The organism is Gluconobacter japonicus (genome assembly GCF_002723975.1).
In the GTDB taxonomy this organism is placed as follows: Bacteria; Pseudomonadota; Alphaproteobacteria; order Acetobacterales; family Acetobacteraceae; genus Gluconobacter; species Gluconobacter japonicus.
The window spans coordinates 1-12485 of sequence record NZ_BEWO01000040.1 but is presented as its reverse complement, the minus strand read 5'-3'; the positions used below and the strand labels follow the sequence as shown (position 1 = coordinate 12485).

Annotated in this window: 10 protein-coding genes; 1 reads left to right on the top strand and 9 read right to left on the bottom strand. The window is 50.1% G+C overall.

The window, feature by feature from the left end; all coding sequences use genetic code 11:
• The 6 genes from GJA01_RS14370 to GJA01_RS15675 all read right to left on the bottom strand — a co-directional run.
• A partial coding sequence (locus GJA01_RS14370) for a c-type cytochrome (protein ID WP_062502557.1) occupies nucleotides 1-679 on the bottom strand: 679 nt, incomplete at its 3' end.
• A gap of 18 nt (nucleotides 680-697) precedes the next feature.
• A complete protein-coding gene (locus GJA01_RS14365) occupies nucleotides 698-1249 on the bottom strand; it encodes a sorbitol dehydrogenase family protein (RefSeq protein WP_062502556.1) in 552 nt (183 codons plus the stop codon).
• A 412-nt stretch (nucleotides 1250-1661) separates the two neighbouring features.
• Nucleotides 1662-3317 carry a TolC family protein gene (locus GJA01_RS14360; RefSeq protein ID WP_062502555.1) on the bottom strand — a complete coding sequence of 552 codons (1656 nt, stop codon included), beginning with the start codon at nucleotides 3315-3317 and terminating at the stop codon, nucleotides 1662-1664.
• Complete coding sequence (locus tag GJA01_RS14355) at nucleotides 3314-5149, bottom strand: FUSC family protein (RefSeq protein WP_062502554.1); 1836 nt, start codon at nucleotides 5147-5149, stop codon at nucleotides 3314-3316. Before GJA01_RS14355 ends, GJA01_RS14360 begins: the two co-directional genes overlap by 4 nt.
• Nucleotides 5130-6179 carry a multidrug transporter subunit MdtN gene (gene mdtN / locus GJA01_RS14350; protein ID WP_062502559.1) on the bottom strand — a complete coding sequence of 350 codons (1050 nt, stop codon included), beginning with the start codon at nucleotides 6177-6179 and terminating at the stop codon, nucleotides 5130-5132. Before mdtN ends, GJA01_RS14355 begins: the two co-directional genes overlap by 20 nt.
• Before the next feature lie 2 nt (nucleotides 6180-6181).
• Nucleotides 6182-6340, bottom strand: a complete 159-nt coding sequence (locus tag GJA01_RS15675) for a hypothetical protein (RefSeq protein WP_253783090.1) — start codon at nucleotides 6338-6340, stop codon at nucleotides 6182-6184.
• A gap of 420 nt (nucleotides 6341-6760) precedes the next feature.
• On the opposite strand from GJA01_RS15675, the gene GJA01_RS14340 reads away from it, so the two are divergent.
• Nucleotides 6761-9115 carry a TonB-dependent receptor gene (locus tag GJA01_RS14340; RefSeq protein ID WP_172794443.1) on the top strand — a complete coding sequence of 785 codons (2355 nt, stop codon included), beginning with the start codon at nucleotides 6761-6763 and terminating at the stop codon, nucleotides 9113-9115.
• Nucleotides 9116-9176: 61 nt separating this feature from the next.
• On the opposite strand, the gene GJA01_RS14335 is transcribed toward GJA01_RS14340, so the two are convergent.
• The 3 genes from GJA01_RS14335 to ybaK all read right to left on the bottom strand — a co-directional run bounded on the left by GJA01_RS14335 (nucleotide 9177) and on the right by ybaK (nucleotide 12131).
• Nucleotides 9177-10295, bottom strand: a complete 1119-nt coding sequence (locus GJA01_RS14335) for an SMP-30/gluconolactonase/LRE family protein (protein ID WP_062502552.1) — start codon at nucleotides 10293-10295, stop codon at nucleotides 9177-9179.
• A 128-nt stretch (nucleotides 10296-10423) separates the two neighbouring features.
• Nucleotides 10424-11668: a DUF2075 domain-containing protein gene (locus tag GJA01_RS14330; protein ID WP_062502551.1), complete on the bottom strand. Its 1245-nt coding sequence runs from the start codon at nucleotides 11666-11668 to the stop codon at nucleotides 10424-10426.
• The gene (gene ybaK / locus GJA01_RS14325; protein WP_062024614.1) at nucleotides 11652-12131 is read right to left on the bottom strand and encodes a Cys-tRNA(Pro) deacylase; all 480 of its coding nucleotides are present in this window, start codon (nucleotides 12129-12131) and stop codon (nucleotides 11652-11654) included. Before ybaK ends, GJA01_RS14330 begins: the two co-directional genes overlap by 17 nt.
• Between the last annotated feature and the right edge of the window lie 354 nt (nucleotides 12132-12485).

Sequence of the window (12485 nt, the reverse complement as noted above, 5' to 3'; positions counted from 1 at the left end):
ATCCTATGTCCGCACCAGCAAGATAAGCGGACTGATTAGGAACCAGAAAAAAGTTACGGGGTGTATGACATTCACCGCAATGGGCGAGTTCATCGACCAGGTAGCGACCACGATTCCAGTCGTCATTGTGCGTATGATCAAAGACATAGGGTTTGCCTTCGATCCTTGCCGCAATTTTCCAAATACCGAGTGATGCACGAATTGAAAACGGGAAGGGGAGTTGCGTCTTGGGGGAAGGTGCATCTACGGGTTTTACTTCTGTCATGATGTAAGCGTAGAGCGACTTGACGTCTTCATCCGTCAGGCGGTTATAGGCGTCATAAGGCATAGCGGGATACAGTTGAGCGCCATCGGCGCGGATACCATGCCGAAGTGCTTTAGAAAACTGCTCCAGCGTATAGTTGCCGATACCGTGCGTCTTCGACGGCGTAATATTGGTTGAGTAAATATTACCCATTGGGGAAGAAATGGCATAACCACCAGCAAGAAATTGACCGTCACGCCCATTGGTATGGCAGGCCGCACAATCGGCGGCAATTGCCAGATAATGACCGCGGCTGATGGAGGGGCGATGCGCTGAAGCGGGTGTTGGTTCTGTCGGTTGCGCCCGTACGTTCGTCCCTGCGAGAAGCAGAACGGTTGTCATGGCTGTGGCGGACAGAGGGCGAAAATATCGCATAATCACGGAATAAAGTCCTTAAAATGCCGGCATGACATCGACGGATGCGGGTTCCGAGACCCAATAATTGGGTCCGTTATGAGCATATGTCGGAATGACCACGACATCGCGGGACGGCTGATACATGAGTGCTTTTTCGAAGGCGTAAACTTTAGCGTTTGTTCCACTCTCAACAACGCCTGAATACCAGCCTCGGATAATTTGAAGGAGTGTAGAATGCAGAGGATCATCTTTTATGACTGCATCCAGTGCTTCAACATCCTGATAATTATTTTTAGTAATATGTTCGCGGAGAGCCTTTATTTGAGCAGAAAAATCATGCTTCTGAGCTTCAAATGCCAAGAGAAGTGCTGATCCGATATTGAGATCCAGATTTTTGTGACCGGTGGCAAAAGCGGAAAGCTGCATAAAATCCGAAATGCTATCGCGATTTGATGCCACAACGTCCTGAGTAGATCCTTTCGATGGTGTTCCAATTGCTGCGACTGTTAGGCAGGCACCGGAAAAAGCCAGAAGCTTTCTACGCGAAAGGAAGATTTGAACAGGGCCGGAATCAGCTATTTTTTCCAATGGCCTTCTCCTGAAGACATAATTTGATATGCGTGTGTCTCTTCATTCAAAATTTTCACGAATAACAGAAATGACTATTTTTTGTTTGGAATAACGCGATGGTGATTTTTCATTTTATTATTGGTAACGTTTCCGAGATTGTTATTATAAAATAATATATTTATATTATTTGTTGATAAAAATTATCTCTAGTTGAGAAATTTCTTTAAAAAATTATTTTTAACTTATTTTTATTCTCTTAATTACTATTACTTTTTTAGTTTAATGTATATTATAATATCTGTATCGTTAAAGAAAAATAAGAAATTTATTCTCTAAAGAATGTCATTAAGAAATAATTTTGAAATCACATCGTGTATTTCCATCGAGGTCTGGGGTGGCTCGCTTTGTTTAGGCAGATACCGAACGCAGTCTACAGTCCTTCATTTTGGCTCAAGGATCCGGTCCCAAAAGCAAGGCTGGCCGCTGCGATTAAGGCTGCATAATACGCATCCGAGTGACTGAGCATCGCATCCAGATAAGCATTTTGCGAGATGCTGACTTGGGTCATTGATCCTACGCCATTCTGATACGCTGCTGTGGATGCCTTGAAACCCGTCATTGCAGCTGTCTCGAGCTTGTCGGATGCAGCATAGGCACTTAGGCTTGTATGCAGTGCATTTTCCGCAGCCACGATCTGCTTCACCGAGCTATCGATTGTCTGTTGTACTGTGGCTTCCGCACTGTCTGATTGGTCTTCTGCCTGCTTGAGGAGGGCCATTCGTGTCCCACCATCAAAAATGGGTACGGTAATTCCACCCAGGATCAGGCTGCTGAATGCATTACTTGAGAGGTTGAGGGTGGGAGGTGCTTCGCTTCCAACGCCTGGTACAGAGGAAAGTGCAAGTCGCCCTGTGGTATAGGCGACGTTCCCGGTCATAAAGATTTTCGGAAGAAACTCGCTTTTGGCGGCCCGAACTCTGCTTTTGGCGGCTTTTGCATGAGCATATGCCGCCAGAACATCTGGACGACGTGAAACAGCCTGCTGGACGAGGGCATCCGTTAATCGAATATCGTTCAGACCCAGAGGGCGCCCGGAAATATCCAGCGTCTCAAGTTTTGTGTTGGGCGAAAGTCCGATGGCATTCAGAAGCTCCAGTGCAGTATTCTGCTCGTCGCCTTCTGCTTGAACAAGTCTGAGCTCAGTTTGAGCTGTTGCCTGGCGCGCCTGTGTAACATCGACAATAGTTCCTTGACCCTGATGTAACCTGGCAGTCGCGGCAGCTTCAACGAAGCGGGCATTATCTCGTGCTTTGTGCAGCAGAGCAACGCGGTTTTGTGCAGCAGCATGCGTATAATAGGCGGTCGTAACGTTATAGATGATCTTCTGGTGGGCTGCGGTGAAGAGGATATTGGTCGCAATCTGTGCCTGCTCTGTTGCTGCGATGATCGCTTCGCGCTTTCCGAAGTCGAACAAAAGCCATTCCAGACCAAGGGTCTGAATTTCGCCAGCCCCTGATCTGCTATTGCGGATACCTCCCAAGGCACTGTTAAGGCCGTTCAGCCCTGAATTGATAGCGTCTCCTGCAAGGCCCCCATTACTGATGGAAGGGCTGGCACCATCATTACGACTGTGATTGTAGCCTCCAACGACAGTTGCTGTCAGGCGGGGAAGATAAGTGCTCTTCGTGATGCCGACAGTCAGAGCGGCATCACGGGCAAGATTCCAGGCGCGTCGTGTTTCAGGATTGGAGGACTGCGCAATATCGATCAGTTCAGACAGGGAATAGGCATGTCCAGTCTGGAAACCCAACTCGGAAGCTGGTGGCCGAACATGAATTTTCTGATTGGAAGGGAGGGTATATCCCGCTGGAACAGTCAGGGTGTGCGGACTTGGTTTGCCGGGTACCAATTCTCCCCCCACTGCGACATTAGGCTGCCAGGGACGATCAGGCCGGCCTGGAGCCGTATCGAGAGCCTGCGTGGCACAGCCAGACAACAGTAGCGGCGTCAACAAAAACCAGAGGCGACTAGAGGGCGGTCTGGAAGACGATACAAGCTGCGAGAAAATTTGGGGCGAATAGATCATGAGATAATCTGTTTCAGTCTTGCAATGCGATCAGAAAGATCAGTTTTCTCAGAAGTGATGAGCAGTTCTTCAGTGAGATTTGCCGTATCATCAAGAGCTTCTCGGGCAGCCCAAAGGCGTGGCTGATCTGCGCGCATATGGAGTGGCTCAGACATGGCAAACTCAAGTGTTCGCTCGCTTTCTGCCAATGCTGCCTGACTGCTGATAGCAGCCTGGATTTTATCCTGAACGGCTTGTGCCTTACCTTGGTTCTTTAGGCACTCCGCCAACTTTCGAAGGCTGGACCCGAGATGGTCATAGGCACTCGAAGGCCAGAAACTGGTGAACATCATATACGTGATAAAATTCCCAAGCATGATACCGACAATGCGGTCTCGTGCGGTGGCCATGTCAGCGGTTGGGCCATAGCCTTTCAAATCCGTTAGATAAAAGGCCAGACCGATCTGAAAACCAGCATAGGCAATCCGTTCGTCTCCTGTCTTGATCCACGCGGCAATTAGGGAAACGACGAAAACCAATATCAAAAAGCCGGTGATGTCATTCAGATGTGGCATGATCGCAATGATGGAGACGATCCCCAGGGCTCCTCCCATCAGAGCGCCTGTAATTCGTAATGTCAGCTTTGAAATCATTTCGCCCATCGTAGGAAGTGCTACGATGAAGCAGGTGATGATACAGGTATGGATACCGGGCCAGTCCAGTACTTTGAAGGTCAGATAGCTTAGCATCACCGCAGCGGTCCCTTTCACTGCGAAACGGACATGATCAGGGTTGCTAAAAGCGTCTTCTGTAAAAAATCCGGATTTTTTCGGCTTGGATGGCGTTTCATTGTAAGCGGCAGATGGGGTTGTAAAATTTGGCAGAAGATTGGCCATCGCTTCTAGAATGGGTTGCTCGGGCTTTATGACAGGTCTTTGAATATTTGTAGGATAATCGCCGTCTGAAAAAATATCCGCCATGCTTTCAAGAGTTTTTACAAGACGACTGGACGGTTCTTCTCTCAGGGATGTTCGGCTCGCATGATCGGCAAGTGCCAGAATGGCAAAACTGTTGCTGGCAGCCTGTTTCAGGCAAGCCAGATCATGGGTAGACCAGATTTTTTCAAGTGCAGCCATTCTGGCAGACTTCATCATCCCTGTCGTACCGTCTCTAAGCAGAGCAGTAGCCCGTTCACGTGTCTGGAGGCCAGGGTTCTGAAGAAGAGAGGCGGCCATGTGGAGCCGGGCAGCGATGTCGTCTGTCAGGATTTTTTTTGGGGATGGGCAAATCAGAAGGCCAAGTACGATCATGACAGCCCCGGGGATGGCCAGAAACAGATCCGTATAAAGGAGTGCGCGTGTTACGATTTCTCCTACGGGAACCTGATCGATCGCCACCAATCCGTAAACTGTAATCAGACCCAGCATATAGGCTACGGGTTTGAGTTTGCTGGCTGACCCCAGGAAAAAGAAACTGAATGACAACAGGGCAATAACGATTACCAGTCCCATGGGATGATCAAGCGTTACGCGGACCAGACCGTAGATGACCAGAAGCAGGATGAGGATGAGCACATTGACGGCGATCCCGGCTACTGCATTGGTGACGCGGTCTTTCTGCCAGAGTGCCATTGTTACGAGAGCCGGAACTGCCAGTTCGGGTACCTGCCAGATTTCTCCAATCAGAACGGTCGTCGTGCAGGCTGCGGCCATACGAAGGGCATATCCAAGGCGCCCAGGCGATTGATCGCAGATTAGTCGCCAGATCCGGGCCATGGTCAGTCCTGGCATCATCTGTGTGTTGGGAGGGGGAGAGGGCGCGCTCGCCGCCGTATCAGGGACAGGCTGCGCCATGTCGGATCTCCACAGTCGCTGTAGCGCCGAGCCTTAGAAGATGTGGATTTGTTTTTTCCAACCTGATACGGACCGGGAAGCGCTGGGCGACGTGAACCCAGTCCATCTGACGCGGGACAACAGGTAACGATCGGGCAATCCCAGCAGAGTCTACGGACAGAACACCCCAGCCAATACTCTCGATATGTCCTCTTAGGGGAATATGTCGGTCAATCATGGAATAAACGGTCACGCAGTCATCAATCTGCACGGAAGAAAGATTGATTTCACGAATATTGGCAGTCGCGTACCATTCATCATCGGAAATCAGCGTGAAAAGAACCTGGGATGGTGCGAGAACTTCGCCTTCTTTGACGCGTAGGCTGGTAACGTACCCATCGGTTGGGGCACTCACGACGGTCTGGCGAAGTTCGTATCTGGCGTGATCGAGAGCTGCCTGGCTAGCATCCCGTGCAGCAAGAGAGCTTTTCAGATTTCCAATTGCCGTTGTTGCCGCAGTTGATTGGTTTTGTGACTGCGAAAGTGAGACTTCAGCGTCATGCAATGCGACACGGGCCTGATCATACTGCTGCCATGGAATATAAGATTGTCCAGCAAGTGGTTTTAGTCGCTCAACTGTACGTGCGGCCAGATCGCGGTTGGTTCTGGCACGAACGACCTGATCTTCCGCTGTAGCTGCGTTCGATGTCTTGATACTGAGTAGGCGTGTCTGGTTTTCAACTTCCGCATTGGCGAGATCCAGATTGGCCTCAGCCTGTCGGACGATCAGTTCGTAAGGTTCCGGATCGAGCTGATAAAGGACTTCGCCTTTATGGACATGCTGATTGACCGAAACGTGCAAGTCCTTCAACCGGCCGCCAACTGTAGAGGCGATATGGACCACTTCTGCATCAATGCTCGCGCTGTCGGAGGAAGGGTGAGTGCTGTCTTCGTGTGAGACATGGATGCCAAACAAAAGAGCCGCGCTCACACAGAGAACTGCAATGATGATACCAATTGGCTTTGTATGAGAGATACGAGTGCGCTGCATCATCAGGGACCAAACACCAGCGTCCACATCGTCAGCGCGGCGATGACGCCCAGAGCCATATAAGTAAAAAGCCGAAAGCTGAGGTTGGCATCAATTCCGGTTAGAAGAAATACCATTCGCAATCCCACAGCGACTGCCACACCAATAAGCCCACAGACCATCCAGCCTGGAAAGTATGCACCGGCTACAGGAAAAGAGGGGACTCCCTGAAAGGAACACCCTTCACTTGCAAGTAAAGAAAAATATGGGATGAAAAAACGCAGCCGGATATATCTCATGGTCAATGTCAGAGCTTTCTGCGTTTGAAAAACGAGAGAGTAAATCTATCACATTCCTTTTCAAACGCTACTACGTCGGCATGGTAGTCAATCAATTTTCGTCATTTGAAGTGTCTTTTGGATCATCAGAGATGAAGGGATTGTGGAGACCGCTGCGTGAGGGGCCATATCCCGAAAGCGTAGCTGAAGCCAAGGAAAATCCAGTACGGCTCTGGCTGTAAAAATTTTTGTTGCGAATGATTATCACTAAAACTATATGGGTGTCATGTTGTGAAACATCAGCTCACATAAAAGAGGTTTTTGGTGACAAATTCATTGCGTACGCACATCACGTCTCTTTCCATTGCTGGTACTCTTTTAATGTCTTCGCAGGGTTATGCTGCAGCGCCTGAGACACACGGTCAAAAGCCAGATCGAAAACCTGACACATCAACGCGGCATTCAAAGGAGACTGCGGATATTGAAGGGTCAGATGTCGAACATCTGACAGTGCAGGGACATGGTTTTAACACCATGCATCAGGCTCTTGGGCTCTCCCGCATGCCGCAGGATGTGATGCATACGCCGCAGAACATCAATGTTGTACCGCAAGCTTTGATGCAGCAGCAGAATGTCAAATCTCTTGATGAGGCTCTGAGGAATGTGCCGGGCGTGACTACGTCCATCGGTGAAGGTGCTGGTGGAATGAACGGGGATCAGTTTCTGATCCGGGGATTTCAGGCACAAAACGATATTTACGAAGATGGCCTGAGAGATTTCGGCGTTTATTCGCGTGATTCATTCAACTTTGAAAGTGTGTCTGTGATCAAGGGGCCATCTTCCGAAGTCTTCGGAAATGGGACGACAGGCGGCGCGATTAATATGGTGACCAAGACGCCTGGCTTGAAAAATCATTACTCGGCTGATTTTTCCGGAGGGTCAGGAAGTTATTACCGTGGCACCCTGGATGTGAACCAGAAAATCAATGATTCTACGGCTTTCCGGATTACTGGGATGGGGGATGAACATAACGTTGTAGGGCGGGATTATATCTTCTCCCATCGCTGGGGTGTTGCTCCGTCCCTTGCATTCGGTATTGGAAAAAGAACGACGCTGGTTCTTCAATACATGCATCAGCAGGAAAATTCTGTTCCTGATTTCGGTGTTCCCGTCGTTACGAAGCCGGGAGCGAAATATGGCCAGCCCATCACGGAATATGGCATCCGTCGTACGAACTGGTACGGCACCGATAACGATCAGAACGCCACAAATGCCAACATGGAAACCGCACGCTTCAGCTTTAAGCTGAACAAACACATCACGTTTTACGATGATTTGCGGGGAGGAGAATATTTCCGCTCGTTTGCAGCCTCGAAAGCGACCTGTGACACGACTTGCGTGAATAATTACTTCAATGGAGATGCATCAAAGGCTCTTGTTGCGCGCTCTGGTCCTAGCGGGGCGGGAAATGGCACCGGAGCAGGAACATACATGGCGCCTTTGCCATATGAGCAGACGAGTTGGTCGGTACAGAATGTCGGCTCTATGGTTGCGGACTTCCATACTGGCTTTCTTCGGCATCAGATTGTGACAGGATTTGATATCGAGCGTGTTAATGATGTTCGATCACAGTCGACTTATCTGAAACCAAAACCCTATGCGAGCCTTGTGAACCCCAATCCGCATGTGGGTAATCTTGAACTGGTTCCGGGAGACCTGAACCCTGGAGGACTGGTCTCTCTGGGTTCTTTGGGCGCAAAGTCTCATAGTAATGGATATGGGTTTGATACGGGTCTGTTCTTTTTCGATCAGGTCTGGTTCACCAAGTGGCTCTCTGTGAAAGGTGGTTTCCGCTGGGACCGCTGGCAGACGAGCTACAATCTGACTGGCGGAAACGTCGCCAAAAATCCCGATCAACACTTTCATGATGTCACGGGCGTTTTTAACCCTAATGCAAGTCTTGTCATCACGCCGGATGCGCATCAGACCTATTATTTTACATGGGCTAATTCGACGACCCCTATGGGAATGTATGTCACCAATGGGTCTGTACCGATCCGGCCAGGAACCAATTCCTTTGCGAGCCCGGAAAAGGCACAGCTTTACGAACTTGGTGCCAAGTACAGTATTTTGCATGACCGTTTGGGTCTGACAGCATCGCTGTTCCGGCTGGACAAGGGGAATGCATTGAATGCTGATCCTGTGACCGGCGAAATTCAGGGCTCTTCTGATCGGCAGCGCAATCAGGGCCTGGAGCTTTCTGTCGGAGGTGTCATTCTACCAGGATGGAATATCTCTGCGACCTATGCTCTTTACGACAGTAGTACGACGTATTCTGCCACCAAGGCGAACCGCGGCAAGAATGTTCAGTATGTGCCGCATAATCAGGCGACACTCTGGTCAGCATATAGTGCTTTCCCGAACAAACCTTACAACCTAACAGTGGGTGGAGGACTGACATGGCGTGAGCATGTCTGGCTAAATGCAGCCAATACCTTGCGCGCTCCGGCAAATCTGGATTTCAGTGCCATGATTTCCCATCGATTTAACCAGCATTGGAAAATTTCCATGAATGGCTACAATCTGGCGAATAGACTGAATTATCAGAGCCTTTTCTCAAACCGAGCAACGCCGTCTGCGGGACGTATGTTCCTGGGTGAAGTCAGCGTCGCGTATTGAGAGAATTGATAATAAACCCACGCATATGCACAGCGTGGGTTTATTATCCTATTTTATATAATTATTTTGCAAGTGTTATCTTGACTACAATATAGGGCAGTTCCTGCATATCTTTTCCATTGTGGAAATCTGGCAGTCGTGCCCACTGGCCGATTGTTGAGTACAGGCCATCCTTTCCATAAGCCAGACCGTCGGGCTCGATCATGTGAGGGTCGTGTGCGACCACGGAGAGTGTTCCATCCGGGGCGTGCCTTAAAATGGCATGACGTTCGTCGTCAGTGATGTAAAGCGAGCCGTCTGGCCCCGTTGCCATACCAACGCCCATGCCTGTTTCGCCTTCATCATGGACGGAAGCTTCTATCCGCTTTTCTGTCGCGGTACGATCAGAGAGCACGGAAGTTGGGGCTGAATAGAGCCTACGGCTGGTCTGTGGCTGCCAGTAAAGTGTCTGTTGGTCCGGGCTGATACCGATCCCGTTTGCTCCACCTTGGGGCATCTGGGCATGATTGGCATCGTAACGCGCAGCACGACCATCCATAACTGCGACGAAGCCCGTTTCCGGCATCACAGGTTTCGTGTCGGCCAGAATACGACGCTGCCTTCCCGAAGCGAGGTCCACCACAATCAATGCGGGGTGAATACCGGTCGAGGTGTCGGTAATGAACGCTGTGCCTGCTTTACCATGCGTCAGATCAATCCGCACGTCATTAACGTGACTGTCTGGCAAAAGGGTTGGCGCAGAAAGTGAGAGGACGTTCAAGACGGTGTTGGTGCCCGGGTCGATCTCGAACAGTTTCTGCGCTCCGGGAACCGTTCCCTGTCCAGCCAACATTCCCTCATCCAGAACCCAGAGATGACCTCTCGCGTCTAAAGTCATGCCCAGGGGGGAAACAAAGCGATCCTGGGTTGCGGAATCTGGGAAAGGGGTCAAATGTCCGTCTGCATAGGTGGCCAGACGTGGTCCAGGGTGATCTTTGACGCTGCGAGGGAAGCCGAGGACCAGGCGGCCATCTGGTAATGCGGCAATCCCGGAAGGCTGAGCCTCCTGAAAACGCCCAATGATCTCGACATTACCTGACGAGATAGAGCCTTTATCAATAGTGTCTGCCGCATACGCGCTGTAACAAATAAAGGACGCACTAAAAAATGCGGCAAGAGTAACTGGGGACTTGAACATCATAACGAGATCTCCTTGCATGATTTGAGCGAGGCACAGAAGAATAGCAAGTCAATCATTCTTGATCGTTAAACTTTATTGGGTAGTCAGGACTGAACGCAAATGGTGGCGAACTGTTCTGTCAGGAAGCTTCAATTGTCTAAAAGTCGCTTCCGGAGAGCAGGATCATGTGCGTAGAGATACAGCCCTTTCATCCCGCGTGTCAGGAGAACATTCAAAGCATTCAGAATGATATGTTGTTTCGCTTTATCAGGAGCCGCTATGCCCTCGCGTCCCTGAAATGCGGCACTATCCTCATAACGAGACGGATCAACACGAATTCTGTCGGTTGTGGCATCGTAGGTCAGGGAAGGCCCCAGAATCACGCCAGCATAATTCAGGTCGAAGCCTTGAATGGTATAAACGGAGCCGACTTCATCAATGGTGTCCGGGCGCTCTGCCCAAGGCAGTTTCTCCTCTGGCTTGGAGCGGTCCCAGCGCAGGCGGAAATCTCCTTCTTCAATGAAATGGTCTTTGCCGTCTAAACGATAGGGATAGTCGTAGGTCGATAGCAGTCGGCAGAGACCGACTTCCCGGTTGCGAGCCTGCAGATCTTCATAAAGCTTTGCGCAATCGTCATAGACGCGCAGGTCAAACTTCTGATTCCGGGGGCGGGGCAAGAGGTGGCCCTTTGTCAGCGCATCAAGCCAAAGTCTGATTTCAGGTCCAGCTTCAACCCGGAATTGAGTAGTCAGATGCAGGGTTCGGGTCAAACGACCTTGGCAGAACTGATCCAGTAGGGGGCTGGACCAATGACTTTTGAATTTTAGAACCTGGGACGGATCAAAAACGATAATAACCACCCGAGCCAGATCCAGGATTTCTTCCAGATGATTCTGTTGTTTGAAATGGTTGTAGCGATCTGGCCGGGTAAGAAGCAGGTGGGCCTCGTCGACCAGCACGATATCTGCTTTGGTCTCAGCTTTATGATGGCGATTGATAAATGTTGTCGGACGTTCGAAGTCCGTTTTTTTAAGCGCCGGCATGTCTGCCGCGATATTGCGGTAGAGTTTCAGCATTTCGGGATGGTTAACCAGAAGCGTATTGTGCGTACCATTGAGTGGATCGGCAGAATTTTTGGAACGCGCTCGTGTCTGAATGATATTAAAAATAGCATTTAGCACAACGCTCTTGCCGGTGCCCGCCGCGCCTTCGATGACGAGAAGTGCACTTCGGTCGTGCAAGTGTTCAGAACAGAATGGCAGGACTTCCTGGACAAGAGTGCTCTGTTCCTTGGACAGAGAACGGCACGGAGAGAGCTTTGATGTCGCTGTGTTTGCGTCCGAGGGCAACGCTTCCCGAATGAACTCGCTCTGTTGGTCAGTCAGCCGCGACATCGGCAACTCTGGCGTCTGTAATGCGCTGGGCGTCTTGTGGGGAGATGCGTACAACGAAGCCTTGATGACCCGCATTGATATAAACATATGCCTGGTTCATCGCATCCTGCGACAAAACAACGGGAATGGGCGTGAGTTGCCCGAAGGGACTGGTTCCGCCAGATTGGTATCCTGTCAGTTCATGAGCTTTTTCAGGAGGCATCATGCGAGCGTTTCGCCCACCGAAAAGTGCTGCAACCTTCTTGAGATTTAACTTTTGGTGTGAGGGTGCCACCACGCAAGCGGGTTGTTTTTTGTCAATTTCAACAACCAAAGTTTTCAGAACGCTCGCTGGATCAGCACCAATTGCGTCTGCAGCCTGCATTCCGATCAAGCCGCCGTTTGGGTTATATTCGTAGTGGTGCAGACTAAATGGAATATTTTGTTTTTCAAGAAAAAGGGTAGCGCCGGTTTCGCGGATCATATGTGATCTCCCATTTTGTCGCGAAGCATTCCCGACAGGAGCCGTCAGCAAGAGCATGACTGAAAGAAAACATGTTCTGTTGACCACTGAAGCAGAAGGACGGGTGCTTCTATGTCTATCCTCGCCTTACGCACAGGGAGGTCGGATATGGGGTATGAACGCTTTAGACAAGCTTCGCAATATTTGTTCTATGACGAGCGTGTATAAATGGTCCTTTACGTTTTTAGCACGGATAACTTCTGGGTGGCCAAGAGTTATCCCTCCTTGACGACGCCAAGCCAGCCACTTGTTAGGCATTTGAAATCTAAAAACTCCTTCTCAGAGGAAGGAAGGCACAAAAATATGGCATAATTG

What these genes read in the sequence shown, in the direction of transcription:
- GJA01_RS14360 (WP_062502555.1), bottom strand. Translation starts at nt 3,317, where the DNA reads ATGATCTATTCGCCCCAAATTTTCTCGCAGCTTGTATCGTCTTCCAGA.
- GJA01_RS14355 (WP_062502554.1), bottom strand. Translation starts at nt 5,149, where the DNA reads ATGGCGCAGCCTGTCCCTGATACGGCGGCGAGCGCGCCCTCTCCCCCT.
- mdtN (WP_062502559.1), bottom strand. Translation starts at nt 6,179, where the DNA reads ATGCAGCGCACTCGTATCTCTCATACAAAGCCAATTGGTATCATCATT.
- GJA01_RS15675 (WP_253783090.1), bottom strand. Translation starts at nt 6,340, where the DNA reads ATGGTCTGTGGGCTTATTGGTGTGGCAGTCGCTGTGGGATTGCGAATG.
- GJA01_RS14335 (WP_062502552.1), bottom strand. Translation starts at nt 10,295, where the DNA reads ATGATGTTCAAGTCCCCAGTTACTCTTGCCGCATTTTTTAGTGCGTCC.
- GJA01_RS14330 (WP_062502551.1), bottom strand. Translation starts at nt 11,668, where the DNA reads ATGTCGCGGCTGACTGACCAACAGAGCGAGTTCATTCGGGAAGCGTTG.
- ybaK (WP_062024614.1), bottom strand. Translation starts at nt 12,131, where the DNA reads ATGATCCGCGAAACCGGCGCTACCCTTTTTCTTGAAAAACAAAATATT.